This window comes from Exiguobacterium aurantiacum, from assembly GCF_001766415.1.
GTDB classification, from domain to species: Bacteria; Bacillota; Bacilli; order Exiguobacteriales; family Exiguobacteriaceae; genus Exiguobacterium; species Exiguobacterium aurantiacum_A.
On sequence record NZ_MKXO01000001.1, the window covers coordinates 281485 to 308334 of the forward strand.

28 protein-coding genes are annotated in these 26850 nt (G+C 53.9%); 14 read left to right on the forward strand and 14 right to left on the reverse strand.

Going from position 1 to position 26850, the window contains the following annotated elements; translation table 11 throughout:
- Nucleotides 1-49: 49 nt before the first annotated feature.
- Nucleotides 50-697, forward strand: coding sequence for a DUF975 family protein (locus tag BJU60_RS01450; RefSeq protein ID WP_070327163.1), 648 nt, complete (start codon nt 50-52; stop codon nt 695-697).
- A 22-nt stretch (nt 698-719) separates the two neighbouring features.
- Here BJU60_RS01450 and BJU60_RS01455 read toward each other — a convergent pair whose 3' ends face one another.
- The 3 genes from BJU60_RS01455 to BJU60_RS01465 are packed head-to-tail and all read right to left on the reverse strand — an operon-like array spanning nt 720 to nt 3601.
- The gene (locus BJU60_RS01455) at nt 720-941 is read right to left on the reverse strand and encodes a hypothetical protein (protein ID WP_370250775.1); all 222 of its coding nucleotides are present in this window, start codon (nt 939-941) and stop codon (nt 720-722) included.
- A gap of 57 nt (nt 942-998) precedes the next feature.
- Nucleotides 999-1871: an NAD(P)-dependent oxidoreductase gene (locus tag BJU60_RS01460; RefSeq protein ID WP_070327165.1), complete on the reverse strand. Its 873-nt coding sequence runs from the start codon at nt 1869-1871 to the stop codon at nt 999-1001.
- Nucleotides 1868-3601 (reverse strand): ABC transporter ATP-binding protein, encoded by a 1734-nt coding sequence (locus tag BJU60_RS01465; protein ID WP_070327166.1) that lies wholly within the window; start codon nt 3599-3601, stop codon nt 1868-1870. Before BJU60_RS01465 ends, BJU60_RS01460 begins: the two co-directional genes overlap by 4 nt.
- A 105-nt stretch (nt 3602-3706) precedes the next feature.
- Here BJU60_RS01465 and BJU60_RS01470 point away from each other — a divergent pair, with 105 nt between their 5' ends.
- The 7 genes from BJU60_RS01470 (at nt 3707) to BJU60_RS01500 (ending at nt 11560) form a co-directional block, all read left to right on the forward strand.
- Entirely contained in the window at nt 3707-4813 is a 1107-nt protein-coding gene (locus BJU60_RS01470; protein WP_070327167.1) for an exonuclease SbcCD subunit D, read from the forward strand.
- Nucleotides 4810-7821, forward strand: a complete 3012-nt coding sequence (locus tag BJU60_RS01475; RefSeq protein ID WP_070327168.1) for an AAA family ATPase — start codon at nt 4810-4812, stop codon at nt 7819-7821. The genes BJU60_RS01470 and BJU60_RS01475 overlap by 4 nt, the downstream gene beginning before the upstream one ends.
- 5 nt (nt 7822-7826) lie before the next feature.
- Nucleotides 7827-8609, forward strand: coding sequence for an aminoglycoside N(3)-acetyltransferase (locus tag BJU60_RS01480; RefSeq protein WP_070327169.1), 783 nt, complete (start codon nt 7827-7829; stop codon nt 8607-8609).
- 41 nt (nt 8610-8650) lie between these two features.
- Nucleotides 8651-9538, forward strand: a complete 888-nt coding sequence (locus BJU60_RS01485; RefSeq protein WP_070327170.1) for an alpha/beta hydrolase — start codon at nt 8651-8653, stop codon at nt 9536-9538.
- Between the two features lie 91 nt (nt 9539-9629).
- Nucleotides 9630-10040 carry a WapI family immunity protein gene (locus tag BJU60_RS01490; protein ID WP_070327171.1) on the forward strand — a complete coding sequence of 137 codons (411 nt, stop codon included), beginning with the start codon at nt 9630-9632 and terminating at the stop codon, nt 10038-10040.
- Nucleotides 10041-10265: 225 nt separating this feature from the next.
- Nucleotides 10266-10622 (forward strand): hypothetical protein, encoded by a 357-nt coding sequence (locus BJU60_RS01495; RefSeq protein ID WP_070327172.1) that lies wholly within the window; start codon nt 10266-10268, stop codon nt 10620-10622.
- 95 nt (nt 10623-10717) lie between these two features.
- The gene (locus tag BJU60_RS01500; protein WP_070327916.1) at nt 10718-11560 is read left to right on the forward strand and encodes a sulfite exporter TauE/SafE family protein; all 843 of its coding nucleotides are present in this window, start codon (nt 10718-10720) and stop codon (nt 11558-11560) included.
- Between the two features lie 28 nt (nt 11561-11588).
- Here BJU60_RS01500 and BJU60_RS01505 read toward each other — a convergent pair whose 3' ends face one another.
- The 7 genes from BJU60_RS01505 to BJU60_RS01535 form a co-directional block, all read right to left on the reverse strand.
- Nucleotides 11589-11783 (reverse strand): hypothetical protein, encoded by a 195-nt coding sequence (locus tag BJU60_RS01505; protein WP_070327173.1) that lies wholly within the window; start codon nt 11781-11783, stop codon nt 11589-11591.
- A gap of 64 nt (nt 11784-11847) precedes the next feature.
- Nucleotides 11848-12378, reverse strand: coding sequence for a biotin transporter BioY (locus BJU60_RS01510; RefSeq protein WP_016510846.1), 531 nt, complete (start codon nt 12376-12378; stop codon nt 11848-11850).
- Nucleotides 12379-12488: 110 nt separating this feature from the next.
- Complete coding sequence (gene argH / locus BJU60_RS01515) at nt 12489-13874, reverse strand: argininosuccinate lyase (RefSeq protein WP_070327174.1); 1386 nt, start codon at nt 13872-13874, stop codon at nt 12489-12491.
- Nucleotides 13867-15078 carry an argininosuccinate synthase gene (locus BJU60_RS01520; RefSeq protein WP_070327175.1) on the reverse strand — a complete coding sequence of 404 codons (1212 nt, stop codon included), beginning with the start codon at nt 15076-15078 and terminating at the stop codon, nt 13867-13869. Before BJU60_RS01520 ends, argH begins: the two co-directional genes overlap by 8 nt.
- A 128-nt stretch (nt 15079-15206) precedes the next feature.
- A complete protein-coding gene (locus BJU60_RS01525) occupies nt 15207-16343 on the reverse strand; it encodes a CapA family protein (protein ID WP_254281654.1) in 1137 nt (378 codons plus the stop codon).
- Nucleotides 16344-16481: 138 nt separating this feature from the next.
- Entirely contained in the window at nt 16482-17969 is a 1488-nt protein-coding gene (gene putP / locus BJU60_RS01530; RefSeq protein ID WP_070327177.1) for a sodium/proline symporter PutP, read from the reverse strand.
- Between the two features lie 127 nt (nt 17970-18096).
- A complete protein-coding gene (locus BJU60_RS01535; protein WP_174545500.1) occupies nt 18097-18687 on the reverse strand; it encodes a DNA-3-methyladenine glycosylase I in 591 nt (196 codons plus the stop codon).
- Nucleotides 18688-18758: 71 nt separating this feature from the next.
- Between BJU60_RS01535 and BJU60_RS01540 the strand changes: the two genes are divergently transcribed.
- Entirely contained in the window at nt 18759-19388 is a 630-nt protein-coding gene (locus tag BJU60_RS01540) for a DedA family protein (protein WP_070327179.1), read from the forward strand.
- A gap of 36 nt (nt 19389-19424) precedes the next feature.
- On the opposite strand, the gene BJU60_RS01545 is transcribed toward BJU60_RS01540, so the two are convergent.
- The 3 genes from BJU60_RS01545 to BJU60_RS01555 are packed head-to-tail and all read right to left on the reverse strand — an operon-like array spanning nt 19425 to nt 21492.
- Nucleotides 19425-19835 carry an arsenate reductase ArsC gene (locus BJU60_RS01545; RefSeq protein ID WP_070327180.1) on the reverse strand — a complete coding sequence of 137 codons (411 nt, stop codon included), beginning with the start codon at nt 19833-19835 and terminating at the stop codon, nt 19425-19427.
- A 6-nt stretch (nt 19836-19841) separates the two neighbouring features.
- Nucleotides 19842-21035: a cation:proton antiporter gene (locus BJU60_RS01550; RefSeq protein ID WP_070327181.1), complete on the reverse strand. Its 1194-nt coding sequence runs from the start codon at nt 21033-21035 to the stop codon at nt 19842-19844.
- Nucleotides 21036-21072: 37 nt separating this feature from the next.
- The gene (locus BJU60_RS01555) at nt 21073-21492 is read right to left on the reverse strand and encodes a GNAT family N-acetyltransferase (RefSeq protein WP_070327182.1); all 420 of its coding nucleotides are present in this window, start codon (nt 21490-21492) and stop codon (nt 21073-21075) included.
- A gap of 121 nt (nt 21493-21613) precedes the next feature.
- Here BJU60_RS01555 and BJU60_RS01560 point away from each other — a divergent pair, with 121 nt between their 5' ends.
- From BJU60_RS01560 to BJU60_RS01580, 5 genes are all read left to right on the forward strand, one after another.
- On the forward strand, nt 21614-22171 hold the full coding sequence (locus tag BJU60_RS01560) for a glycerol-3-phosphate responsive antiterminator (protein WP_070327183.1): 558 nt from the start codon (nt 21614-21616) through the stop codon (nt 22169-22171).
- 38 nt (nt 22172-22209) lie between these two features.
- A complete protein-coding gene (locus tag BJU60_RS01565) occupies nt 22210-22914 on the forward strand; it encodes an SDR family NAD(P)-dependent oxidoreductase (protein ID WP_070327184.1) in 705 nt (234 codons plus the stop codon).
- Between the two features lie 115 nt (nt 22915-23029).
- On the forward strand, nt 23030-23878 hold the full coding sequence (locus BJU60_RS01570) for an HD domain-containing protein (RefSeq protein WP_070327185.1): 849 nt from the start codon (nt 23030-23032) through the stop codon (nt 23876-23878).
- 213 nt (nt 23879-24091) lie between these two features.
- The gene (locus BJU60_RS01575; RefSeq protein ID WP_070327186.1) at nt 24092-25081 is read left to right on the forward strand and encodes a sodium:calcium antiporter; all 990 of its coding nucleotides are present in this window, start codon (nt 24092-24094) and stop codon (nt 25079-25081) included.
- A gap of 110 nt (nt 25082-25191) precedes the next feature.
- A complete protein-coding gene (locus BJU60_RS01580; protein ID WP_070327187.1) occupies nt 25192-26253 on the forward strand; it encodes a bifunctional glycosyltransferase family 2/GtrA family protein in 1062 nt (353 codons plus the stop codon).
- A gap of 27 nt (nt 26254-26280) precedes the next feature.
- Here the strand turns inward: BJU60_RS01580 and BJU60_RS01585 are convergent, their stop codons facing one another.
- The gene (locus tag BJU60_RS01585) at nt 26281-26847 is read right to left on the reverse strand and encodes a 3'-5' exonuclease (protein ID WP_070327188.1); all 567 of its coding nucleotides are present in this window, start codon (nt 26845-26847) and stop codon (nt 26281-26283) included.
- Nucleotides 26848-26850 lie beyond the last annotated feature (3 nt).

The following is a 26850-nucleotide window of genomic DNA, read 5'->3' on the forward strand; positions in this document are numbered from 1 at the left end:
ATGACTGTTTTTTTGCTATAATGAAAAAAACGATAATGAAGGTGACGTCATGCAATCAGCAGTCTATAAACAATTTGCGCTCCGGATGTTGTCCGGAAACTGGGGAATCTCACTCCTTGCCGTGCTCTCGACGATGCTCGTTCAAGCGATGATCACGACGCAACTCGATTTGTCATCGACGGACCCGTCCGTCATGCTCGTCTCGATCGGTCTCTTGTACGGTGCGACCGTCTTGCTCGCCCCGCTCGAGATGGGACGAAACTGGATCTTCCTCGACATCGCCAAAGCGGAAAAACCAAGGTTCGGTCTTTTGCTCGAGTCGTTCGGGTCCGTTAAAGACTACGTCCGTGCCGTCACGTATTACGCCGTGTTCTATCTTGGACTGAACGTGCTCATGCTCTTCTTGATCGTCCCGGGCGTTTGGTTTTACTTGACGTATCGAATGGTCCCGTTCATCCTGCGCGATCAGCCCGAACTGACGGCGTTCACGGCGATGCGTGAGAGCCGACGCCTCATGCGCGGGAAAAAACAGATCATGCTCAGGCTGTATGCAAGCTTTATCGGTTGGTACGTGCTTGTCCTCATGACAGGCGGGATCGCCTATATCTTCGTCCAGCCGTATCTTCATACGGCGCTCGGCGGGCTCTACCTCGAAATCAAAGCAGAAAGACAAGCAAACGAAACCACGGCCGGCTGAATCTCAGCCGGCCGTGGTTTTTTTATGATCCGTGCCGATCCGACTTCTGTGGATCGGGCGCGTCCTTAAAGTCTTGTCTCTCTTCATTCGTCGCATGTTCATGCCACTTTTTAGCCTGTTCTGTCGCGATCGGTATCGCTTTTTGATCGGAATACCCTTGAGCTATGAGGGCATTGGCGATATCGATCGCTTTCTTTTTGACGAGCGGGTCGAAGTTTTTCAGTGACTCTGGATAATCTTTCATATTCCAAGGCATCATGATCACTCCCTTCTGTACTACTAATTCCACAACAACGTCGATTCAAACGTCCTGGTGCATGTAGTATTCGATGAGCGCCTGCGTCCCGTTCTCACCATATCCGTTCTCTTCTAAAATCGAATAGAGTCGGTATGCGAGCTCGAGGCTCGGCAGTTTGACACCTAACTCTTGCGCGCTCTCGAGGGCGAGCGCCATGTCCTTGATGAAGTGTTTGATGAAGAAGCCTGGGGAATAATCTTCGACGATCATGCGAGGTACCAGGTTTTCGAGCGTCCAACTGCCGGCCGCGCCGCCACGGATCGTCTGGCGCAATTGATCGGGGTCGAGCCCGGCACGCTTCGTGAAGGCGAGCAGTTCGGCGTTGCCCATCATGATGCCGGCGATCGCGATCTGGTTGGCGAGTTTGGCGTACTGGCCGCTCCCGGCGTATCCCATCCGCTCGATCGCTTGCCCCATCGCTTCAAACAGCGGCATTGCTTTCGTGAACGCGAATTCGCCACCACCGACGAGAATCGATAGCGTCCCGTTCTTGGCGCCGACATCGCCGCCCGTGACCGGGGCGTCGAGCGGGAGTAGGCTGCGGTCGATCGCGGCCTCAGCGATTCGTTCGGCGAGCTTCGGTGACGACGTCGTCATGTCGATGACGAGTGTGCCGGGTTCGGCGGAGTCGAGAATCATCCCTTTACCGAAATAGATGCTTTCGACGTCTGACGGATAGCCGACGATCGTGATGACCGCATCGGCGTTTTGACACGCCGCTTCGATGGAGTCACACCACGTCACACCTTCCGCGAGCAGGTCGGCGGCCTTGTCTTTCGTCCGCGTGTACGCTTGGACGGTATAGCCTGCCTTCATTAAGTTTCTGACCATCGATTGACCCATGACGCCGAGTCCGATAAATCCGATTGTCTTCATGGTTGATTTCCTCCTAGTAGCTGCTGTTTAACGAGCCGTTCATATAATTCGTTGTCTTGAAGCAGCGTCTTGTGCGTACCGAGTCCGCTGATTCCTCCGTTCTCGAGGACGATAATTTGATCGGCGTGTTGGACGGTCGAGAGGCGGTGGGCGATGACGAGCGTCGTCCGTCCTCGCATGAGCCGGTCGAGCGCCTCTTGGACGACACGCTCGGACTCTGAATCAAGGCTCGACGTCGCTTCATCGAGCAACAAGATTTGGGGGTCGCGGAGCAGCGCCCGGGCGATGGCGAGCCGTTGCCGTTGGCCACCCGATAAACGGACACCGCGTTCACCGATCTCGGTCTCGAGCCCGTTCGGCATCACCTCGATGAACGACCAAGCGTTCGCCATCTCACAGGCGTTTTTAATCTCGGTCTCGGTCGCGTCACGCTTCAGGCCGTACAAGATGTTCTGGCGGACCGTTCCCGAGAGGACGGGCGAGTCTTGGGCGACGTAGCCGATGACTTGCCGCCAATTGTCGCGACCGTACGAATCGATGTCGCGGTCGCCATAAAGGATGCGCCCCGACGATGGAACGTAAAACTGTTCGACGAGCGCGAACAGCGTCGTCTTGCCGGCACCGCTCCGTCCGACGATCGCGGTCGTCGCCCCGAACGGAACGGTCATCGAGATGGCGTCGATGACTGGTTGCTCATCATAGCAGAACGTGACGTCCTCGAACGTCAGTGTCGACTGTTGGATGTGTTCCGTGGCAGCGGCGTAACGTTCCGGTTCGACCGCGAGCAGTTCAGAGATGCGCTCGGTCGCGCCGCGAGCCTTTTGCAGGCGGGTGATAAATTCTGTCATCGTGATGAGCGGGGTGATGATTTGGAACAAGTAGAGCATGAAAGCGAGCAGCGCCCCGGTCGATAACGCCCCTGTCGAGACACGGTACGCCCCGAAACCGAGGATGGCGATCAGCATCGCCGTCAGTGTGACGTTCAAGAGCGGGATCAAGATCGCTTGGATCCGTCCTTCTTTCACACCGTAATCGAACAAGCGTTCAATCCGCCGGCTCCCTTCGGCGACTTCCTCACGTTCGGTCGCCTGTGATTTGACGAGCCGGATCTCACCGAGCAGCTCGGCGAAAAATCCAGACAACCCGCCAAGTTCGTGTTGCGTCTTCTTGGCGATCGTTCGAAGTTTGCGGCCGAGCGGGATGACGATCACGAGCGTCGTCGGGACCGAGAACAAGATGACGAGCGTCATCTGCCAGTCGAGCGTGAACAAGATACCGACGGCCCCGATGACCGACACGAACGAAGTGAGCAGGCGGACGCTCTGTTCCGACAACAGCTGTTGCAGCGTCGTCGTATCGTTGTTCAGGCGTGAGACGAGGTCCCCCGATTTGACACCGTCATAGAACGGGATCGGCAACGCGACGAGGTGCTCCCATAACGTCGTCCGGAGATTGGCGACGACGCGTTGTCCGACGATATGTAGCCAATAGATGGAAATGGCGCTCGAGACGACTTGGACGAGAAAAGCGACGACAAAAATGGCGACGAGCCGGGCGTCGAGCACGGCCTCGCTCCAATTGTCGACGACACGTTGCAAAATGAGCGGGATGGCGAGGGCCGCCATCGCTTGGACTAAAGAAATCAATACGGCACCGATAAACAATTGTTTCGGCGGTTTTGCGACTCGGAACAAGCGAAGGAAAGCTTGCCAAGTAGTTGTGGACTCCATCGAACGTCCCCCTTTCCTATTAACTGTCGCTGTTTCGAAAACAAGTGTCAAGACGTCGAATCGTTACGGTGAAAAATGCTAGAATAGAAATAGAGGTGAGGACGAATGAAATGGATACATACGGCCGATTGGCATTTAGGAAAAATCGTCCACGGCCGCCACATGACAGAAGATCAACGCATCATTTTATTTGAATCGTTTCTACAGATTGTCGACGAGGAACAACCGGACGCGATCATCGTCGCCGGGGACTTGTATGACCGGTCCGTTCCCCCGGTTGAAGCAGTCGATTTGCTCGATGAGATGTGGAAAGCGCTCGTGCTCGAGCGGAACATCCCCGTGCTCGCAATCGCCGGCAACCACGATTCGGCCGAACGGCTCCAATATAGTTCGAAACTGTTGACGAAAGTCGGGCTCCATATCGTCGGGAAGTATGAGCCGGGTGCGGGACCGATCATCGTCGCGGGCATCCCGTTTTACTTGATGCCGTTTTTAGAACCGGCCCGGATCCGCTACACGCTGCAAGACGAGACGATCCGGACCCATCACGACGCGCTCACGGCCGTCGTCGAATCGTTCGGTTCCATCGATGCCCGAGCGGTCGGGATCGGCCACAGCTTCGTCGCCGGCGGTCTCGAGACCGACTCTGAGCGGCAACTGTCGGTCGGCACGGCCGGACAAGTCGCCAAAGGACTATACGAACCGTTCGGTTATACGGCGCTCGGCCATCTCCATAACCGCGACGCGCTCCGCGACGACAAGATCGCCTATAGCGGTTCGCTCATGAAATATTCATTCTCTGAGGCGAACCACGTGAAATCGGTCGACGTCATCGAATGGGACGGAGGATGGACGCGCCGCCGTCGTCCGCTTCAAGCAAGACGCGACTTGCGCATCTTGACGGGCACGTTGAATGAACTGCTCGACCCGGTGTTCTATCAAGACGAGAAAACGGATGATTACTTGAAAATCGTCTTGACCGACGAGTCTGCGTTATTCGACCCGATGGCGAAACTGCGGACCGTCTATCCGAACATCTTGCATCTCGAGCTCGAGCTGTTGCGCCGCCAAGACGAGACGTCCCGCTTCGAGCGCGAGACGCTCGAACGGCAGTCGATCGAGGACGTCTATATGGAGTTCTATAAAGCTGTCCATGGCCGAGACGCCGATGAGATGGTACGACGATTCGTGGAAGGAGATGGACCGATATGAGACCTGAACGATTGACGATCACCGCATTCGGTCCTTACGCCGAGACGGAACAGATCGACTTCACACAGCTTGAAGGGCGCTCGATGTTCGTCATCAGTGGACGAACCGGCGCCGGCAAGACGACGATTTTTGACGCGATGACGTTCGCCTTGTATGGACGGGCAAGCGGTGCCCTTCGGAACGCCAGTGATTTTAGAAGCCAATACGCCGACCCGGAACGAAAGACGGAGATCGATTTCTCGTTCACGATTCGCGAGGAGCGGTACCGGATCGTCCGCCAGCCCCAACAACCGCACCCGAAAAATAAGACACCGATCCCGCATGAGGCCGTCCTCTATGAATGGACGGACAGCTGGAAACCGCTGGCGACGAAAGTCGGGGACGTCGAGCAGCAGATCGAATCGTTGCTGCAACTTGATTATGAGCAGTTCAGCCAAATCCTGCTGCTCCCGCAAAACCAGTTCCGCCAACTACTCGACTCGGACTCGATGAAGAAACAACAGATCCTCCAGTCGATCTTTAAGACCGAGGCGTATCGAGCGTTTCAAGAGAATTGGGTCGAGCGGTATGGCAAGTATCGGAAACAAGTCGAGTGGGCGACCGAGACGACACGCTTGAAGCTGCTCGAACTTGAAGACGATGACATCGAAACCGTCGCCGAGCGTAACTTGCCGGAGATTCAGGACTGGCTCGAGGCTAGAGAAGAGCGCCTGCTGACGGCGACCGAGTCGTTACGAGGCGAACGGGATATACAATCGAAACGGGTCGATGCGATACGGAGCGAACTCGAACAGGCGAACGCGCTCGTCCGTTTGTTCGTCGAACGTGACGAGCAGGCACGCGCCCTTGAACGCTACAAATCGGGTGAAGCCGACCGGGTGGAGCGCCGCCGATTGATTGAACGGTTGGAGGCGTCAAGCCGTGTCCGGCCGTTATACGATCGCTACTTGGCGAATCGACAAGATATCGAACGGCTAAATCATGATATCGACGGTGTTCAAACACGGTTGACACAATACGCGAGTAAACTAGACGAGCTCCACGCCAAGACGGAGAGCATCGCGTCTTCGAAGCAAGAAGTCGAGACGATCACCGCCCGTCTGAAAGCCATCGATGACATGCTTCCGTTCGTGGACGAATGGCAGACCGCCGTGACAGAGCGAGACGAGTTGAAACGCTTGACCGACCAACTCGCCGTCTTCAAGGACGATTCTCGTTTAACCGAACTGAGACGGCAGGAAGAGATGTTGTCAGCAGAGCTCGCACAGGAAACGACACCGAACCGTCTCGTCGAAGCTGAACGGAAGTATGACCGGCTCACGGCACACGCGCAACTCGAGGCAAGATTTCAAGCTGTAACGGAGCGGCTCGCATCGTGCGAGCGCAACGGCAAGGAAGCACAACGGCGTCACAAGGCCCAGTCGGATATCGTCGAGCAATTCATGCATGAAGAGCAGGCGTTATGGGCACAGAAGCTCAGTGCGACGCTCGTCGACGGTGAGCCTTGTCCCGTATGTGGATCGCGGACCCATGGGACGGTCGCGTCGCACGAGGTGACGAGTGACCAAGGCGAGCTCGTCGCCGCGACGGAGGCGCTGAAACAATATGAGGCGGCCTTGCACGAGGCGAGAGCGGACTACCGGGCGTTGAAGCAACAGGCCGAAGAAGTCCGAGGCGAACTCGAATCGTCACGACAGGCACTCGACTTGTCCGGGTCGGTTCAGGAGGCGACCGCTCTGCAAGAGCGACTCATCCGTTCGCTTCGAGATGAAGAGCGGGCGCGTGCTCAAGCGGAACGCACGTACCGCACGGTCATGACAGAACTAAAACGATTAGAGAAAGAGAAACGCGAACTGACGGAGCGACGGCAGCAATTGCTCGAGCGGTTGCAAGCCGTCCAAGAACGGCTGCAAGCGATGCGGCAACCGGACGCGGCCTCGCTGCAACAACTGCAAGCCGAACGTGACGCGCAATCGACGCGGCTCGAACGACTGCAGCAAGTTATCGCGCAGTATGAACACGAACTCGAGGACGTGACACGCTTGAAGTGGACCGAAGCAGAACGTTTGCGGCTTCTGAACGAACGGCTCGACCTCGAGCAGAAACGTTTTGACCAGACCGAGACCGAGCTCGAGGAGTCGCTAGCGAATAATGAATTGAGCCGTGACGTCTTTTTGACACACGTCGAACAGATCGACACGTTGTCGTCGCTGCAAGAACAACTCGCGGAAGAACAGGCAGACGGGATCCGCCTCGAACATGGCTTCAACGCATTGACCGACAAGATCGGTGATGCGGTCAAACCGGATCTCGTTCTGTTAAACGACCGACTGACGACAGCGCAGGCAAGTCTCGACGCATTGGCGGAACAACTCGTCACTGCGGACAGCCAATTGAAGCGCCATCGCCATGTCATTTCGGAATGGGACCGGCTTCGAGACCAGACCGCAGACGAGCAACGTAATCTCGAGACGGTCAAACTGATCGCCGACACGGGTCGTGGTTTGAACCCACAGAAACTGACGTTCGAGACGTATGTGCAGACCGCGTTCTTCGATCAGATTTTACATGCGGCCAACATTCATCTTGATCTGATGACGAGTGGGCAGTTCCAACTCGAGCGAAAAGTCGAGACGGCGAAAGGGAACGCAAAATCTGGACTCGAACTATTGGTCTTTGACGCCTATACGGGACAATCCCGGCGCGTCCAAAACTTGTCGGGCGGGGAAGGGTTCAAAGCCTCGCTCGCCCTCGCGCTCGGGTTGGCCGAGGTCGTCCAGCAACTGAGCGGTGGTGTCAGCCTCGAGACGATGCTCATCGACGAAGGCTTCGGGACGCTCGACGCCGAATCGCTCGACCAGGCGATCGAGTTGCTCATGTCGCTCCAATCGAGCGGACGGCTCGTCGGTGTCATCAGCCACGTCCAAGAGTTGAAAGACCGCGTCGATGCGCGGATCGAAGTGAAAAAATCAAGAAGCGGGTCGACGATCCAGCTCGTTGTGGAGTGAAACCGATGAAACATATGGTAACAAGTTCAAGTTTGGCTGACCAGTTGCGTGCAGTGGGCATTCAGACAGGAGATTCCTTATTCGTCCATAGTGCATTATCCAAGCTCGGATGGGTTTGCGGAGGACCGGAGGCGGTGATCGAAGCGTTACAAGACGTCGTCGGGCCGACCGGGCTCATCATGATGGCGACTCAAAGTGGGGACAACTCCGACCCGGCCGAATGGGAGGCGCCGCCCGTCCCAAGCGAGTGGTGGGACGAAATCCGAGCCGAGATGCCTGCTTTTGATCAACGGAAAACGGCGACTCGCGGCATGGGCCGCGTCCCCGAGCTGTTCCGGACGTATCCGGACGTACACCGGAGCGAGCATCCGATGTGGTCGGTCGCGGCCTGGGGTCGTGACGCCGAGCAACTGGTCGCGAATCACACGACCGATATCGGATTCGGACCAGGGTCACCGATTGAAAAAATGATCGAACGAGATGCTCGTATCCTCCATCTCGGGTCGCCGCTCGATGCGACGACGTTATGGCATTATGCCGAATATGGGATCGACGGACCGGTGAAGCAGTTCGGTTGCGCCTTATACGAGAATGGCGAGCGGGTGTGGAAGACGTTCGAACATACGGACGTCAACAGCGACCCGTTCGGTGCCATCGGGGAGAACATCGTCAAGCGGGCGGACGTCAAGACGTTCGTGATCCATGAAGCAACGTGTTACTTGATCCCGGCGTCGACATGGGAGCCGGTGCAACACGCCTTGATCGCGTTACGGAGCTGGCTCCGATGAAACGATCGGGCAATATTTTGAAGATGAAGGAGAGTCGGGCGATGAGTCGATGGGGAAAATATATAGGAATTGCGGTAAGTGTCGTTGTGATCGTCGCCATGTTGGCCGTCGTCGGCATCTCGGCCCATATCGGCGACCAATTGACGTCGCCGTTGCGGGAGACGTTGACGTTCACGCCAAAGGCGCTCGGCATCAAATATGAGAACGTGACGATCCAGGCAGAGGACGACAGCGACCTGTACGGTTGGTGGATCCCTCATCCGACGCCACGGGCGACGATCGTCTTCGCCCACGGTTATGGGAAAAACCGCGAGCAGTCCGACTTGCCGCTGAAAGAACTCATCCCTGAGTTCCATGAGCAAGGCTACCAGTTTTTGACGTTTGATTTTCGTGGCTCGGGCATCTCGGAAGGAGATCGCGTGACGGTCGGGGCGAAAGAACAGACGGACCTGATGGCGGCCATCGATTTTGCGAATGAGCGAACGGATGGACCGATCGTCCTATACGGCGTATCGATGGGAGCGGCGACGGCACTCGCGACAGCCGATGAGACGGCCGTCGCGGCCGTCATCGCCGACAGTCCGTTTAGCGATCTTCGCGGTTATCTCGAGACGAATCTGCCGATATGGAGCGATTTGCCGAACTTCCCGTTCACACCGGTCATCATGACCGTGACGCCGTGGTTCACTGGCCTTGACGCGGATATCGTGAAGCCGATTGACGATGTCGCTCAAATTGAGGCCCCGATCCTGCTCATTCACGGGAAAGGCGACGACGCCATCCCAGTGTCTGAAAGTGAGCAGTTGGTGGAGAAAAATGACGGGATCGAGCTCTGGGTGACCGACAATGACGGACACGTGGCGTCACACGAATCATTCCAGACGGAGTACCGTCAAAAACTGTTCGACTTTTTAGAGCGGGTACTGTAATCAAAAGAGTCCAGCGAAACCTGGACTCTTGTCGTAAGAACGGTCATTGGCGCGGCGTCGATAGGTAAAGTGAAACCGATTGGAGTGGCATATGGCGAAGATTCAACATGAGGACGTAACGATTGAACTGTTCCCAAGAAAGTATTCAGAAAAAGGGGAAGACGTGTTCATCGCTTCCTTGTTCACGATCGAGGTAGAACAGCTATTCATCTTCAAGTTTTATGGCTCGTTGCTCCTCAAATCGGAGTTCCAAGATCTTTTGTTTCATATGAGGAAATTGTTAGATGGCACCTCGGACAAGTGTTTACTCGATCCGATTGAACCGTATTTCGTATTGAGGATTGAACGTAAAGCGGACGACTTGTATAAATGGACGTTCTGGGCCAGGATTGGACCGAAGCGGGTGGATGCATTCTTCTTCCCGAAAGAGGAGATGGAACAGTTCTATAGACAGTTGGAGCAAGAGATGACTGAAATATTGCCTCCGCCGTTTTTGCCATAAGTGAATCATAAAGCGATTTATGCTTTTGACTGGGATGAGACTGAAGCAGATGAGAATGGAACTTATTTCAGACTAATGCATGCTGTCGATGACCTCCAATACGTTAAGCGACGGGCTGAGGCACGTGAACGGTATTGTTAAGAAAAGTGATTGCTGAAGCATGATGGACGATATGAGAGGAATACGCGCTTCGATATTCGAGGTGTAAGAGGGGAAGATGTACAGATGAGTGAAAAGACTGAACTATTCGTGAAGGCTGTGTATGAGACTGTCGTGCAGGAAGGTCTTCACATGTATAAGGAAATGTACGAAGAAGAACTATCTTCTTCAGATGATGATTTATACAGTCAAGCGATTCACATGTATCAACAGATGAATGCAGAGCAACAACGGTTGATGATGCATATGATTGAAGTCGTGATGGTGGACACGGTCTCACACATCTTCGGATTGATTGACGGTAGCTCGGGATTGAATGGATCAGACATTGAAGCGACATTGTTGCTCGATGATGTCGATACGGAAGGATATCTTCAGGACTTGTATATTGGTTACTTACAGGATGAAGACTTGTATCCGTAATCGATTCAAAGTTAATTCTAGGGGCGCATGAAGCGCTCCTTTTTTGATATGATTAGTTATGAAAAGGAAAGAAGGAAGGGACTACCATGGATGTAATGGCATTACTATCGTTTCTACTGCTCGGTACGCTCATCGGGATTTTGAGCGGATTCTTCGGCATCGGGGGCGGTATCTTACTCACGCCGCTCCTACTCGTCTTCGGGTACGAGGCGAGTGCGGCCATCGCGCTCAGCTTGATGCTGACGCTCGGGTCGACGACGGCCGGTACGATCTCACATATCAAACTGAAGAACGTCAATCCAAAACACGCCCTCTTGATCGGGGCGTTCGGGGTCGTCGGGACGTGGGTGGCGACGCCGCTCGTCTTTTACCTAGAGACGCTCGACGGGGCGAAGCCCGTCATCTCGCTCGCCTACATCGCGCTACTCACGTACTTCGCCATCTCGTTTTTCCGTTCGAAGCAACATGAGGAGGGAAGTATCGGATCGGAATCGGTGCCACGACTCGGTTTTATCGGTCTGTTCGGCGGATTCATCTCGTCACTCATGGGCGTCAGCGGCGGGTTCGTATTGACCCCGCTCCAAGTCAAGCTGCTCAACACCGAGATGAAACGGGCCGTCGGGACGAGTATCGCCGCGGCGTTCCTCATCGTCGTCTCGGGCGTGATCAATTACGCGGTCGCCGGTGCCGATACGAACTATTGGCACGGTTTGGCGCTTATTGCCGGTGCGATGATCGGTTCGCCGATCGGGGCGAAGCAGTTACAACGGTTCAGTTCGCAGCTCGTCAAGAAAGCGCTCGGCGGATTTTACGTCGCCGTCGCCATCAGCGTCGCCCTTAACTTGCTCGGCTTCAATGACATCTCGCTCGGACTGCTCGTCGTCCTGGCGCTTTCGTTCATCGTCGCACTGTTCATTCGGCCGCGACGAAAGAAATGACAACAAAACCCCGTCCGTGGACGGGGTTTTAGCGTCTAGAAATATGATCAATGTTCTCTTGGATTTCGCCGACTTTGCTCTTTGCTTCACGGAGTCGTCGTTCGAACGCCTCTGTGTCGCGTTTCTCATTACGCGATTCATCTTTGCCGCGCTTTGGTCCTTTTGTGGAGCGATGGAGATGGGTCGCTTTCATCAAGCGTTTTTTAAACGTTGAATCGCTCATAAGGACACCCCCCTTCCATACTATATAAGTTCCACATAAGGAAGAAGGCGAAACGTTTGAACACTCACGAAGCAAGTAAACGTCGTACTTGCGAATTTGCCGAGACTTTGACGGCGATGGCTGCGGCGAGCACCGCTTTAATGACGTCGCCGAAGATGAACGGGATGTTCACTTTAAGCGCATCGATAAACGATAGACCGAACACGGCTTGGAGGCCGAGGCTGCCGACGAGATAGACGAAACCGAGACCAATCAACAAGTTGTAGGCAACGAGGGCGGGGAAAGAGCGATATCGCTCCGACAACCACCCGATCAAGTAAGCGGCGATCGGGAACGCGATCAAATAACCGACCGTCGGGCCGACGAACGGGGCCAAGCCGCCGGAACCGCTGAGCACCGGGAGACCGATCATTCCGAGAAGTAGATAGACGACGACGGCGAGTCCGCCTTTTTTGGCACCGAGAATGGCGCCGATCGTCATGATGCCGAGCATTTGCAGCGTGATCGGGACGGGTCCGATCGGGATGGCGACAGAACCGATACTAGCCAGCAATGCGGCACCGATGGCCACTTGTGTCAAATCATGAATCTTCATATGTAAACCTCTTTTCTGTTAACGTTGACTGTATATAGGTTAACATCTAGTGATTTACGTTGGCAAGCATAAAATGAGCACCTGGTCATGAGTGGCCAGGTGCTTTCGTGTCAACTCGTTGGTTGATGAAGTTTTGTGGCCGCTTCCGTAAGTTGCGTCCGTACCGCATCGAAGCCGGTCCCGCCGTAGCTATTCCGGCGTTTGACAGCCGTGACCGGTGAGAGTGCCTCGTAGACGTCAGTCCCGATCAAAGTAGAGTGAGTTTGATACGTCTCTAAAGGAAGCTCTGACAAGTAGAGGCGCTGCTCGATACAGTAGCGGACGAGCGTACCCGTCACTTCGTGGGCCTCGCGGAACGGCAATCCTTTCGCGGTCAAGTAATCGGCGAGCTCGGTCGCGTTCGAAAAATCGCGCTCGGTCGCTTGTTTCATCGTGTCGGCGTGGAACGTCATGTCTTGAATCATGCCGGTCATGATGCTCAAACTACCTTGAAGTGTCTTGACCGTGTCGAACATACCTTCTTTGTCTTCTTGCAAGTCCTTATTGTAAGCGAGCGGCAGACCTTTCATGATCGTGAGTAGACCCATCAGGTTACCGATGACACGACCCGATTTGCCGCGGACGAGCTCGGCCATGTCCGGGTTTTTCTTTTGCGGCATCATGCTCGAACCGGTCGAGAACACGTCTGAAATCGTGATGAATTTGAATTCTTCGCTGCTCCACAAAATCAGTTCCTCGCAAAACCGGGACAAGTGCATCATCAGGAGTGATGCGTTCGACAAATATTCTAAAATGAAATCACGGTCGCTGACGGCGTCAAGGCTGTTCGGATAGACCCGGCTGAAACCGAGCAGCTCGGCCGACCGATGGCGGTCGATCGGGAACGTCGTCCCGGCGAGCGCACCGGCACCGAGTGGACTCATATCAATCCGTTTCAAACTGTCACTGAAGCGTTCCTTGTCACGGTCGAGCATCCAAAAATAAGCGAGTAAATGGTGGGCGAGCGAGACCGGTTGTGCCCGTTGCAAGTGCGTGTAGCCCGGCATGATCGTCTCGACGTTGTTTGCCGCATGGTTATAGAGCGCCGTCTGTAGTGCTTCAATGCCTTCGATCGTCTCACCGACGCGACGCTTCAAATACAGGTGCATGTCGGTCGCGACTTGGTCGTTTCGACTGCGTGCCGTATGCATCTTCCCGGCGACCGGACCGATTTCCTCGCGAAGTAACGACTCGAGGTTCATGTGGATGTCTTCATGGAACACGCTGAACGACAGCTCGCCGGCTTGTGCTTTCTCAGCGAGGGTGTTCAGACCGCCGATGATCTGTTCGGACTCGTCAGCGGTTAAAATGTGCTGGTCCCCGAGCATCGTCACATGGGCGATGCTCCCTTCGATATCTTCTAGCACGAGCTGGGCGTCGAAATGGATCGAGGCACCGAACTCGTCGACCCATTCGCTCGCTGTCTGCTCGAACCGTCCCCCCCATAGTTTACTCATGGGGCATCAATCCTTTCTCGGCTAACACTTCGGCCTGGACTTTTGTCGGTAGGCCCCAAAGTTTGATGAAGCCGACGGCAGCCTGTTGGTCGAACGTATCGGCCGACGTGTACGTGGCAAGTTGTTCATCATAGAGCGAGATCGGCGACTTCCGTCCGTCGACGATGGCTTGACCTTTGAACAGTTTCATCCGCACCGTTCCGGTCACCGTCTGTTGTGTCTCATCGATGAAGGCGAGGAGTGCTTTCGTGAGCGGTGAATACCACAGGCCATTATAGATCGTCTCGGTCAATTTTTGTTCGACGATCGGCTTGAAATGGGCGACTTCACGAACGAGCGTCAACGCCTCGAGCGCGTGGTGTGCCGTGATCAACGTCATCGCCCCAGGTGCCTCATACACTTCACGCGACTTGATACCGACGACCCGGTTCTCGATATGATCGATCTTGCCGATCCCGTGGGCTCCGGCGGCGATGTTCAATTGTTCAAGGATCGACGTGAACGTCGCTGGTTTCCCATCGAGGGCGACAGGGACGCCTTGTTTGAATTCGATCTCGACGTACGTCGGTTCATGCGGCGTATCCTCGAGCGGCGCCGTCAATTCATAGGCGCTTGCTGGCGGAGCGGCCCACGGGTCTTCGAGGATGCCACACTCGACGGCACGACCCCAAATATTTTGGTCGATCGAGAACGGTTCTGCTTGCACGATCGGAATCGGGATATCGTGTTTGGCGGCGTAGGCGATTTCTTCCTCCCGCGACCATTTCCATTCCCGGACCGGTGCGATGATTTCGAGCGACGGGTCGAGCGCGTGGATCGATACTTCGAACCGGACTTGATCGTTGCCTTTGCCGGTACAGCCGTGAGCGACAGCGACGGCTCCTTCGGCTTGTGCGACCTCGACTAGCTTTTTCGAGATGAGCGGCCGTGATAAGGCGGAGACGAGCGGATAGACACCTTCGTACATCGTGTGAGCCTGCATCGAGTAACGGGCGAAGTCATTGACGAACTCATCAACGGCATCGATGACGACTGATTTGACGGCGCCGACCTTGAGCGCTTTCTGTTGGATATGCTCCAAATTTTTGCCTTCCCCGACGTTCAAACAACAAGCGATGACGTCATACCCTTGTTCGTTCAACCATTTGATGGCGACCGAAGTATCCAATCCACCTGAATAAGCTAATACGAGTTTTTGTTTCATTTCGTTGCACCCCTTATACATAATTATTCATCTGTTTTTATAAATATACAACTTACATTAAAGGATGCTGGGGTGGAAAGCAATGGTTTTCCTAAAAAAAAAAAGAACCACTTATGAAAAGTGGTTCGTCACTGAATGATCTCGAGTTCTGGCATCCATTGTTTCATATGCTCGCTCGTCTCGTTGAATAGCTCAGGTTTGGCGGACTGGAGAGGAACGACCTCGAAATGGCCCGCGCTCGATTGCCGTGTGAACGTCGGATAGAACATCGGGTTCGTGAGCTCAAACGTCGATTCGCCGTCGATGGTCGTCTTGACGATGTCGATACCGACGATGCCGCCCGTATTCCGCTCATCGCCTTGCTGGCCAGACAAGAAGTTTCCGAGTGAGTAGGCGACGAACGTTCGATTGCCTGCAGCGCCGTCGACCCAGGACGTCGGCTGCAGGACGTGCGGATGATGGCCGATGATGATATCGACACCAAGATCGGACAGTTGTTGGACGAGTGTTTCTTGCGATTCGTTCGGGAGCGGCTCGTACTCATTCCCGAAGTGGAGTGCGACGACGGTCAGCTCGGCGGTTTGTTCGGCCGCCTCGATATCTCGTTTCATCGCTTCGACGTCAATGTAATTGACGTGATACGGCTGCTTCGGCACGACACCATTCGTCCCATACGTGTAGGCGAGGAACGCAAACGAGATGTCGTTCGCGGTCAGCGTCCGGACGTTGGCTTTATCTGCTTCTGATAAGAACGAACCGGTATACGGCATATCGATCGAGTTCCAGTAGGCGATTGAATTCTCAATCGCTTTCACGCCGCGGTCGAGCGTGTGATTGTTCGCTGTCGTCACGAGGTCGATGCCTGCTTCTTGCAACGCATCACCGATCTCGTAGGGGCTATTGAAGGCGGGGTAACTCGACAACCCGATGTCACTGCCGCCGATCATGCTCTCTTGGTTGGCAACGGTAATGTCGGCCTCGGCCAAAGCGGGCGCAACTTTTTCAAACGCGGGGGTGAAGTCATAGCCGTCACCGCTCTTGGCGGCGTTGTAGACGGAGTCGTGCAATAAAATATCGCCGATCGCGTAAATGGACGTCGTCGTCACGACCGGTTTCGGTTCTTCGGGCACGGTCTCAAGCGGTTGTTCCGTCTCGACCGGCGGATTCTCAGTTTGCTCGGGTTGCGTAGTTTCGACATCGGCTGAGGTGCAGCCGAACAGGAAAAGGAGGGACAAAAGCATGGCAGGTTGTTTTAGCAAGATCACTCGTTTCAAGTGAGTGGTCACTTCCTTTCGTTTAAAATCGAACGTGTATATAGAGGAGTTCGGCAAAAGCGCTAAATCTCCTTTTGTCACGACAGACAAAAAAGTACCGGGGTAGTGGATCCCGGCACTTTGTGCGGTTCAGATGCCTTCTTTTTTCAATATGTGCTCCATCTGTTCAAACTCGTTCGTGATTATCGTGCTCGGTGGCGGTGTCATCAAGCTAACGACATAGATGGCAAGCGCCGACAAGAAGAACGCTGGAACCATCTCATACAGTTCACCGACGGTCCCGAACCAGTCGCTGGCGAAGTTCTTCCAGACGATGACGACAAATGCACCCGTCAACATGCCGGCGAGTGCGCCTTGGCGCGTCGTCCGTTTCCAAAACAAGCTGAACAAGATGAGTGGACCGAACGAGGAACCAAAACCGGCCCAAGCGTAGCCGACGAGGTTCAAGATCGTATCATCGGCACCGAAGGCGAGCCAAATCGAGACGACCGAGACGAGAATGACGGTGATCCGGCCGACCATGACGAGTTCACGGTCACCTGCCTGTTTGCGGAAAAACTTCTGATAGAAATCGGTCGTCGCCGCACTAGACGAGACGAGCAACTGCGACGAGATGGTCGACATGATGGCGGCAAGCAGTGCCGCGAGTAACACGCCCGTGATCAAGTCGATGAATAATAGGTCTGATAGATTGATGAAAATATTTTCTGGATTGTCGATCTCAAGTCCTTGCTGCGTGTAGTAGGCGAGACCGATCAATCCGGTCGCCATCGCCCCGACGACGGTGAAGAGCATCCACGAGATACCGATCCGGCGGGCCGTCTTAATATCTCGTAATTTTTCGATGGCCATAAAGCGGACGATGATATGTGGTTGTCCGAAGTAACCGAGCCCCCAGGCGAATAAAGACACGATCCCGATGAACGATTGGCCCGTCCACGGATCGAGCAGCGCCGAATCGATATCACCGATCGTTTGGAGCGCGTTCGAGACGCCATCGGTCGCCGTGATCGCGATCGCCGGGACGAAAATGAGCGCGAACAACATGATCAGTCCTTGGACGAAGTCCGTCCAACTGACAGCGAGGAACCCGCCGATGAACGTATACAGGATGATGATCGACGCTAAAATCAAGACGCCCGTCACAAATTCGATGCCGAAGACGGCGTTGAACAACCGGCCGCCGGCCACGAAGCCGCTCGTCGCGTACAGTGTGAAGAAAATCAAGGTGACGGCGGCTGAGAACGTCCGCAGTGTGCCTCGAGAATCTTTGAACCGCTTCTCGAAGAAGTCTGGGATCGTGATCGCATCCTCCGACAAATATGAATACGTGCGTAAACGCGGGGCGACGAGGAGCCAGTTCAAGTAGGCGCCGATCGTCAACCCGATGACGATCCACCCACTCGAGAGGCCGGTCGCGAACATGGCGCCCGGCAAGCCCATCAGTAGCCAACCGCTCATGTCAGATGCCCCGGCCGACAAGGCGGCGACGCCTGGACCGAGCCCTCGTCCTCCGAGCATATAGTCGCCGATGCTCTCTGTCCGGCGATAGGCGACGACGCCGAGTACGACCATGAGCACCATGTAAATCGTGATGGAAACTAAAATCCCGTTCATGTAACAGCCCCCTCATTCAGTTGTGAAAACGTTTTCAAAATCTATATCTTATACCTTGACAAGATTTTGTCACAAAATTGAATCGGCTGCACGTTTATTTTTCATCATTGACTAAAATAACAAAAAATCATTTGGCGGGGCAGTTGATCAGATGGTCGTTGACGAGACCGGTCGCTTGCAGATGGGCGTAAACGGTCGTCGGACCGAGAAATTTAAAGCCGCGTCGTTTCAAGTCTGTGCTCAAGCGATGCGATAGCTCCGTCGTCACCGGAACCTCTTCGACCGACGTCCAGTCGTTGTTGATGACCCTTCCGTCGACGAACGACCAGATGTACGCATCGAATGTACCGAACTCGTGCTGGATCTCGAGAAACCGTTTGGCGTTGTTGATCGACGCTTCAATCTTGCGGCGATTACGGACGATGCCATCGTTTGACAGCAGCCGTTCGATGTCGACATCGGTATAGTCGGCGACGCGCGTGACATCGAAATCGGCATACGCGCGCCGATAGTTCTCACGCTTCCGTAAGATGGTGATCCAGCTGAGCCCTGCCTGCGCGCTCTCGAGCGTCAAACATTCGAAATGTTTCTTGTCATCGTGGACCGGCTTGCCCCATTCCTCGTCATGATACCGAACGTAGTCCGGGTCTGTGCCGCACCAAGGGCAGCGTGACGTCTCTTCCATGTTGCTTTCATCTCCTTTTCGTTGTCGATTCATTTTAGCACGTCGGAACGATTGCCGACGTTCATGGACGGGTATAATACGTCATATTGGGGGTTGATGGATTTATGCGAGATTGGATGATCAGTATCATTGAACAGTACGGTTATTTCGGCATCGCGTTCATGATCTTTATCGAGAATGTGTTCCCGCCGATCCCGTCAGAGGTCGTCTTGCTGTTCGGTGGGTTCTTTGCGGTCAAAACAAACTTGATTGTCTGGGTTGTCGTCTTGGCGGCGACAGCGGGTGCCATTTTAGGAGCGGTCTTGTTGTATGGCATCGGATTATATTTAGACGTCGAACAAATCGAGCGGTGGACGAAACGGCACGGGAAGTGGATTCGACTCGATATCGATGACGTCCGAAAAGCGGACGCGTGGTTTGACCGCTATGGCGGCTGGATGGTCTTTTTTGGTCGGCTCATGCCGGTCGTTCGGAGTTTGATCTCGCTGCCGGCCGGTATGTCGAACATGCCGTTCCTTAAATTTTTGCTGTTGAGCACAGCCGGAACGGTGATCTGGAATTCGATTCTGATTTATATTGGAATTCGGGTCGGGGAGAACTGGGAATCGATCTTAGGCTATCTCGACGTGTACTCATACGTGATGTACGCGCTTCTCGTCATCGCGATCATCGCTTTCGTCGTGTGGCGGAAGCGGCGGAAACGGAAACAGTCGAACAAAGCGTCGTCGGTTTGATGGCGACTAAAAAACGGGTCCTCCTAAGAGGGCCCGTTATTTTTGGAGTTCAGGATGGTCGTTCAAAATCTGTTCGCGCAACTGCTTCATCTTCGTGATGATTTGCGAACGCGTCTCCCGGAACGCTTCGAGCGGCTGACCGGAAGGGTCGTCGAGCCCCCAGTCGTCCCGATATGTCGTCGGTACGTACGGACACTCGACCCCGCAACCCATCGTAATCAAATAGTCGATCCGGTCCGGAATCTCGTCAAGCCGTTTCGGATGTTGACCCGACGGATCAAGACCGATCTCCCGGACGGCCTCGAGCGCGAGCGGCTTTACTTCCGGATAATCTTCCGTGCCGGCTGAGTGGACGCGGGCGATATCTCCGAGCACATCGCGTCCGATCGCCTCTGCCATTTGAGAACGGCATGAGTTATGAATACATACGAATGCAACTTCAACCATGAGTTTTCAGTCTCCTTTATCGGTTTGGTCAGGTTTTCTATCAGTTTCCTCGGGCAAGACTCTTTTGAGCGTCTGCTCCGTCTTCGCCGCTAAACTTTCAGAGAAGCGGAACAAGACGATGCCGACGATGGCGGAAACGAAAATGTATAACCCGACGAACAAGTTGATGGCCCCGTTCGAGAGGGCGGTGAAAAGAATCGAGTACTCGCCTCGAGGTGCGAGCGAGAAACCGGCCTCGTTCGCTTGAACCCGCGTCAACCCGTACAGCCTGCCGCCGACACGGCCGACGATCCACTTCGACAGCACGCCCCAGACGATCAAGACGAAGAAGAGCGTGTTGATGATCACTCCTTGCTCGAGGTTGATCGAGATACCGAATGAGATGAAAAAGATCGGTAAGAACAAATCGCGGACCGGTGCGGTCAGACGTTTCAACGGTCTGACGTCGTGAATGTCGGCCAACATGATCCCGGCGATGAACGCTCCGAGTATCTCCGATAACCCGAATATCATGCCGATGCCCGCGAAGAACAAGATCAAGCCGATCAAGCCGATGCTCGCATCGTCCTGAAGTAGCATATGCTTCGCGATCTTCGGTTGTTTCGTGACGAAGCGTGAGCCGACAAACAACAAAACACCGAACACGAGGAAACCGACGAACACTTTGCCGATGTCAGAGAAAGCAATCGGTTCGTCTTGAATGATGAACGGAGCGACGGTCAAGATAAGCGGTGCGAAGATGTCTTCAAAGATGAGCAAGGCGAGCACGAATTCTTTAATATCTTCGTGCTTGTCCGGGTTCCGTTCGAGCAATCGGGCCGAGATGGACGAGCTCGTCGCATAAAGGACGGCCCCGATCAAGAAAGCTTGCGGAAAATCGAGCCCGAACAGCAAAGCGATACCGATCGTGACACCGAACGCGAGCACGATGTCTAAAACGCCTGCTTTCCAGACTTGTTTCATCCGTTTGACGAGCTCTTTCAATGGGAACTTCAGTCCGAGCAAGAAAAACAATAAGATGATCCCAATCTCACCGGCGACCTTGAACACTTCGTTCCCATCCCAGTAGAAGCCGACGGCGACCCCGATCGCGATAAATGCCAATATACTCGGGAAGAAGAGTCGCTCGATGATGAGGCTAAGAACAGAGATGACGGTCAGTCCTAAACCGAGTAAAACGATAATATTCAATAGTTCCATACGTCACCCCTTTATGACGAGTCGCCGTCCACAGCGACTAGTCTTGATTCCACTGGTACTCCATGCCGACCGATTCCGGCCGTGAGTAGTCAAAACCGAAATGCTTGTACAGCCCGTCGGCCGGGATGTCGGCAATTAAGCTGATGATGGCCGTCTCGTCCGCTTCTTTTAAGATCCAGTCCATCAAATGTTCCATGATCAGCTTCCCGAGCCCAAGGCCTTGGCAATCCGGGTCGACGACGATATCGGCGAGATGGAATACCATCCCCCCGTCCCCGACGACGCGACCCATGCCGACCATCTCATCGTTTCTATATAGGCACACACCGAATAGCGTGTTGGCCAGTCCTTTTATCGTTCCTTTGTCTGAACGCTTTGGCATTCCGGCCTTGACCCTGAGCTGTTGATGTTGCTCCGGTGTCGGTGTTTCAATCCGTACCTCGACTTCATTTACCATAAGATGAGTCCCCCTCCACACAAGTTGTAATCGTTTTCCCGCTATATTGAATTCATAAACCTTGATTTCATAAAGCCTTTGTCCGAATAATGAAAGAAAATGGAAAGGGTGTGGCGGCCAAATGTTTGAGGACCAATCGATTTTGCCCGCGCTTCGTGATATGCGGGATGTAGAAATTTTTCTAGAAAGTGAATTCGCCATCGGCGTCTTGCTCGAGATCCACATATCGCGTCTCGATGCGGTCTTTCGGTTGCTTGAGACGCACGGTAAGCAGGTCTTCGTCCATCTCGATTTGATCCAAGGATTGAAGGCCGACGAGTTCGCGACCGAATATATTTGTCAGTCGTATAAACCGTACGGCATCATCTCGACGAAAGGGAATGTGATCCTAAAGGCGAAACAAAAACAAGTCAAGACCGTGCAACGCCTATTTTTGATCGATTCGAGCTCGCTCGAAAAAAGCTATCGGTTAATCAATCGGACGCAACCTGATTACATCGAGGTCTTGCCGGGGCTCGTCCCTAAATACATTCGGCTCGTCAAAGAACAGACGGGGATCCCCGTGTTCGCGGGCGGATTGATTACGTCGCTAGACGAAGTTGAGCAAGCACTCGCGGCCGGAGCGACGGTCGTGACGACGTCCGATCAAACGCTTTGGCGTGCGGCAGGACTTAAGTAAGCACATTCCGGGTAAATGATTTCGAGGAGGGATAGAAGATGAAACAGACAATGATTATTACAGGAGTCAGTCAAGGGATCGGTTACGCGCTCGCGCATCATTTTGCGGAGTCTTATCACGTCATCGGACTCGATATCGGAGAGGACCCGTTGCTTCGTGATGTGACGTTCATGCAGATGGATTTAGGCAACCATGAGGACGTGTCCAACACTTTCAAGAAGATTGGACAAGACTTCGGTGTCGTACATATTCTAATCAATAATGGGGGCGTGTCGTCACTTGTGACCCCGATCGAAGAGTTGGACGTCGAGACGTTTAAACATGTCATCGATGTCAACCTTGTCGGGACGTTTGCTTGTTCAAAAGCATTTTTGACGCTAAATGAAGGTGCGGAGTATGGACGCATCATCAATCTCGCTTCGACGCGTGCGCACCAAAACGAGCCGGACTGGGAAGCGTACGGAGCGTCAAAAGGCGGGATTGTCGCGTTGACCAATTCGATGGCCGTCTCGCTCGCGTCTCGACCGGTCACGGTGAACGCGATCAGCCCAGGTTGGATCCATACGTCCGACGATCCGTTGCGAGACGTCGACCATCGTCAACATCCGTCGGGCCGGGTCGGTACGACGACAGATATCGTCCGTGCCGTTACGTACTTGATCGATCCGATGAACGATTTCGTGAACGGACATAACCTCGTCGTCGATGGTGGAATGACAAAGAAAATGATTTACGAGTCTTGATGAAGTCTGCCGGTAGGACCATTACCCTATATTTTAAATGCGGATGTGAGTGATAAGTCCTAGTCATGGGTATAACAGGAAGGAGTGAGTAAACAAATTTGAAGGGGGAAGCGTCGTGCACCAGCTGATCGAAGAGGCTTTACGCTTTGCGGCCGTCCGTCATGACGGACAGTTTCGCAAAGGGACGAACATTCCGTATGTGACCCACCCGGTCGCCGTCTCGATGTTGCTCGTCGAAGACCGGCAGCCGATTCCGGTCGTAGCGGCCGGACTGCTTCATGACTTACTAGAAGACACGCTGACGACGGCCGAGGAGATTGAACAGGAGTTCGGACGAGAAGTCGCCCGGTTAGTCCAAGCCGTTTCGGAACCGGGGAAGCATCACTCGTGGGAAGAACGTAAGCGGATGACGATTCAGAAAGTGCACACGCTCCAGTATGATGAAGTCGCGCTTCTAGCGGCAGACAAGTTACATAATCTGCGCTCGATCCGACTCGACATTGAGCGTGAAGGAAAGCAGGTATGGGGACGATTCAAGCGGCCGCTTCGTGATCAGTCTTGGTACTATCATGAGCTGCTCCACGAGCTTCAGCCTTTCAGTCAGACGACGAGTTTGATCGATGAATTTGAGATCGAGTTGAATTTGCTGTTCTACGGTGTCGAAGAAGACCGTGACGAGAAGTTGAACAAACTGTTCGATGTGATCGGGCATGGGTTCCACGAAGACGATTGGCTCCAAGAGTCGTCGACGCTTTGTCAAACTGCTTACGAGTTGAACGAGTCGATGCGGGAAGGCTATCGTCACGGCTCTGAAGCGGAAAGGCTTGAACTCGAAACGCTGAAAGATCAACTGCAAGACAGCGGTCTTAGACAAGACTTGTCAATTCCCGTCTTGCAAGCAATCAACGAATTATCTTACCGGGCCGCGCTCCGGTCTGAGGACGTCATCACGTTGTTGAAGTGAAATGATTGTCAAGTGACCTTGAACGTGTTATATTCGTCATGAACATGAGAAGGGGAGTAGCGACCACGAACGTGGTCGATGGGTCGTCATTACGGTGCGTATGCACTCGGTCCATCGAGCTTCTTACCAAGTCCGCAAGACCTTTTTATGGATGCGTTTTCGGCGTCCATAAAAAGGTCTTTTTGAATTCATGAAAAGGGGAGAAAAATTTACATGGTATTTATTTACTTTATTTTGGCCGCTGCGATTACAGTGTATGCTGCCATAAAATTATCGACGTACGCTGATGTCATCAGTGAGAAGTCGACGATGAGCGGGATGCTCGTCGGGACGGTCTTGCTTGCAGGTGCGACGTCACTTCCGGAAGTGACGACGAGCGTATCCGCCGTCTTGATCAACAACCCGGATATCGCGATCGGGAACATGCTCGGTTCGAACTTGTTCAACATCTTCATTTTGGCGATGTTCGATCTATTTTATCGTCAAAAGCGACTGTTCAATGACGCGAGTCGAGACCACCTATATACGGCCAGTCTCGGATTGATGTTGACGCTCGTCACGATGATCGCGCTCATCGTCCGGATTGATTATACGGTACTAGGAATTGGCATTGACGCGATATTAATTGCCGTCTTGTATGCGATTGGGATTTACTACATCGGCAAGCGGCCTCAAGAACCGACGGCCGAACGAGAAGTCGAGCAAGAAGTCGGTGCGAGCGTGACTGATACGATTTCAGTGAAACAAGCCGGCGTCGGGTTCGTTATCGCGGCACTCGTCATCATGGCGGCCGGGACGGCGCTGTCGATCACGGGTGACCAGATTGCTGTCGTCACTGGGCTCGGTTCAAGCTTCGTCGGTAGTTTCTTGATTGCGGCGTCGACGTCGCTGCCTGAAGCGGTCGCGGTATTCGTCGCCTTGAAACTCGGTAACGTCAACTTGGCGTTCGGCTCGATCCTAGGGAGCAACATCTTCAACATGCTCATCATCGCCATGTCGGACGTATTTTATCAGAACGGGTCGATTTTAGCGGATGTGTCGGCATCACACTTGGTCACGGCGATCGGGATCACGATTCTGTCGATCTTGGTCATGTACAGCGTCCTTCGCAAAGACGTGACATCGAAAGTCAGATACGCCCTTCCTTCGATTCTCGTCGTCTTCGTCTACGCCGTTTCTTCATATCTCATCTTTACCGGATGAATCATCAGCTCGTCTGTTTGACGTGATGGCGCGAAGCCATCACGTTTTTTTCTTGTCTCGGTATCACTTTCGTCTGACTGGGGTATAAGAGGAAAGAAGGAGGGGTGGCGATGCAAATGCATGCCGTGGAACGTTTAGACGACTATGTCGTATTGATACCGGCCTATAACCCTGATCAAGCGCTCGTCACACTGGTCCAGGAGTTGAAACAAACAGGATTTGTCCATATCGTCGTCGTCAACGACGGTAGTGGCGACACGTGCCGCGTCGTGTTCGATGACGTAAAGGCAGACGTCTCCGCTGTGCTCGAGCATGAACAAAATGCCGGTAAAGGCGCAGCGCTAAAGACCGGGCTCCGTCACATCGTCGACGCGTACCCGGAGACGACCGGCGTGATCACCGTCGACGCGGACGGACAACATCTGCCGGCGGACGTCCGTAACCTGTACGATGAAGGGGTAAAGTGGCCGCATCATCTGATCATGGGTTGTCGTGATTTCTCGTCGCCTGCGATTCCGTTCCGGAGCCGGTTCGGCAATCAAATGACGAGATTTGTCATGTTGCTCGGCAGCGGTCTCCGTCTGAACGACACACAGACTGGACTGCGGGCGATTCCGCTCCGCTATGCCAAGCAACTGATCGATATTCCGGGCAACCGCTATGAGTTCGAGATGAACATGTTGACGTTCACGAAACGATTGCAAGTACCGATCCATCAAACACCGATCGAAACGGTATACGTTGACGAGAACGCGTCTTCACATTTTCGTCCAGTCATCGATTCGATTCTCATTTATCGAATGTTTTTGGCCTATTCCTTATCATCAGTCGCTTCATTCTTAATGGACATCGGCGTCTACGCGTTGTTGATCTTCTTATTGAATCCATGGTTCGAATCAGTCCATGTCATCGTGGCGACGGTTTTGGCGCGCATCGTGTCTTCGTTATTTAATTATTACGTCAACCGGAAAGTCGTCTTCAAATCGAAAGCGAAGCGCTCGATGTTGAAATACTTTGGGCTGGTCGCTGTGCAGATGGCGCTGTCGGCGAGTCTCGTCTACGTGTTGTTCCTGCTGTTCCGGGACGGCGAGGTCATCCTCAAGGTCGCCGTCGACAGTGTATTGTTCGTATTGAGTTACTACGTCCAAAAGAGATGGATCTTCAAACGCTAAAAGGCCCGACAGCTGTCGGGCCTTTTGTCAATAAGCGAGCGTTCCGAGTTTGACCGACGTGTAGCGGTGCAACTCGCGCACGTCGGCGATCCCGGTCTTGATCATCATGTCGCGCATGAGCAGGGCGCAGACGCGGGCGTCCTCGGCGGCATCGTGGTGGATGAACGGGACGTTCAAATGCTCGGCCATCGTGTTCAACTTATGGTTCGGTAGCCCCGGGTATAGCTTGCGGGACAACTTGACGGTGCAACCGTATTCAATCGTCGGGAAAGTGAACAAGTCGTACTTGGCGATCGCTTTACGGAGCGCGCCCATGTCAAACGCGGCGTTATGGGCTATGACGACGTCGACGGCGTTCAGTGTCGGATAGAGCTGTTCGAGCACTTCGGGCAATGCCGGGGCGTCCCAGACGTCGCTCGGGCGAATTCCGTGGACGCGAATATTGCCTTGGTCAAAGTCTTCCTCAGGATTGACGAGCAATTGGTTCGTCTCGACGACTTCACCGTCCGTCAGTAAACTCCAACCGACAGAGCAGATGCTCCGACTGTCGCGATTGGCCGTCTCGACGTCGATTGCTAGAATAGAATGTGGCATAAA

Excerpts from the sequence above, each read along its gene's own strand:
- BJU60_RS01450 (WP_070327163.1), top strand. The coding sequence starts at position 50 with ATGCAATCAGCAGTCTATAAACAATTTGCGCTCCGGATGTTGTCCGGA.
- BJU60_RS01455 (WP_370250775.1), bottom strand. The coding sequence starts at position 941 with ATGAAAGATTATCCAGAGTCACTGAAAAACTTCGACCCGCTCGTCAAA.
- BJU60_RS01460 (WP_070327165.1), bottom strand. The coding sequence starts at position 1,871 with ATGAAGACAATCGGATTTATCGGACTCGGCGTCATGGGTCAATCGATG.
- BJU60_RS01465 (WP_070327166.1), bottom strand. The coding sequence starts at position 3,601 with ATGGAGTCCACAACTACTTGGCAAGCTTTCCTTCGCTTGTTCCGAGTC.
- BJU60_RS01470 (WP_070327167.1), top strand. The coding sequence starts at position 3,707 with ATGAAATGGATACATACGGCCGATTGGCATTTAGGAAAAATCGTCCAC.
- BJU60_RS01475 (WP_070327168.1), top strand. The coding sequence starts at position 4,810 with ATGAGACCTGAACGATTGACGATCACCGCATTCGGTCCTTACGCCGAG.
- BJU60_RS01480 (WP_070327169.1), top strand. The coding sequence starts at position 7,827 with ATGAAACATATGGTAACAAGTTCAAGTTTGGCTGACCAGTTGCGTGCA.
- BJU60_RS01485 (WP_070327170.1), top strand. The coding sequence starts at position 8,651 with ATGAGTCGATGGGGAAAATATATAGGAATTGCGGTAAGTGTCGTTGTG.
- BJU60_RS01490 (WP_070327171.1), top strand. The coding sequence starts at position 9,630 with ATGGCGAAGATTCAACATGAGGACGTAACGATTGAACTGTTCCCAAGA.
- BJU60_RS01495 (WP_070327172.1), top strand. The coding sequence starts at position 10,266 with ATGAGTGAAAAGACTGAACTATTCGTGAAGGCTGTGTATGAGACTGTC.
- BJU60_RS01500 (WP_070327916.1), top strand. The coding sequence starts at position 10,718 with ATGGCATTACTATCGTTTCTACTGCTCGGTACGCTCATCGGGATTTTG.
- BJU60_RS01505 (WP_070327173.1), bottom strand. The coding sequence starts at position 11,783 with ATGAGCGATTCAACGTTTAAAAAACGCTTGATGAAAGCGACCCATCTC.
- BJU60_RS01510 (WP_016510846.1), bottom strand. The coding sequence starts at position 12,378 with ATGAAGATTCATGATTTGACACAAGTGGCCATCGGTGCCGCATTGCTG.
- argH (WP_070327174.1), bottom strand. The coding sequence starts at position 13,874 with ATGAGTAAACTATGGGGGGGACGGTTCGAGCAGACAGCGAGCGAATGG.
- BJU60_RS01520 (WP_070327175.1), bottom strand. The coding sequence starts at position 15,078 with ATGAAACAAAAACTCGTATTAGCTTATTCAGGTGGATTGGATACTTCG.
- putP (WP_070327177.1), bottom strand. The coding sequence starts at position 17,969 with ATGAACGGGATTTTAGTTTCCATCACGATTTACATGGTGCTCATGGTC.
- BJU60_RS01535 (WP_174545500.1), bottom strand. The coding sequence starts at position 18,687 with ATGAATCGACAACGAAAAGGAGATGAAAGCAACATGGAAGAGACGTCA.
- BJU60_RS01540 (WP_070327179.1), top strand. The coding sequence starts at position 18,759 with ATGCGAGATTGGATGATCAGTATCATTGAACAGTACGGTTATTTCGGC.
- BJU60_RS01545 (WP_070327180.1), bottom strand. The coding sequence starts at position 19,835 with ATGGTTGAAGTTGCATTCGTATGTATTCATAACTCATGCCGTTCTCAA.
- BJU60_RS01550 (WP_070327181.1), bottom strand. The coding sequence starts at position 21,035 with ATGGAACTATTGAATATTATCGTTTTACTCGGTTTAGGACTGACCGTC.
- BJU60_RS01555 (WP_070327182.1), bottom strand. The coding sequence starts at position 21,492 with ATGGTAAATGAAGTCGAGGTACGGATTGAAACACCGACACCGGAGCAA.
- BJU60_RS01560 (WP_070327183.1), top strand. The coding sequence starts at position 21,614 with ATGTTTGAGGACCAATCGATTTTGCCCGCGCTTCGTGATATGCGGGAT.
- BJU60_RS01565 (WP_070327184.1), top strand. The coding sequence starts at position 22,210 with ATGAAACAGACAATGATTATTACAGGAGTCAGTCAAGGGATCGGTTAC.
- BJU60_RS01575 (WP_070327186.1), top strand. The coding sequence starts at position 24,092 with ATGGTATTTATTTACTTTATTTTGGCCGCTGCGATTACAGTGTATGCT.
- BJU60_RS01580 (WP_070327187.1), top strand. The coding sequence starts at position 25,192 with ATGCAAATGCATGCCGTGGAACGTTTAGACGACTATGTCGTATTGATA.
- BJU60_RS01585 (WP_070327188.1), bottom strand. The coding sequence starts at position 26,847 with ATGCCACATTCTATTCTAGCAATCGACGTCGAGACGGCCAATCGCGAC.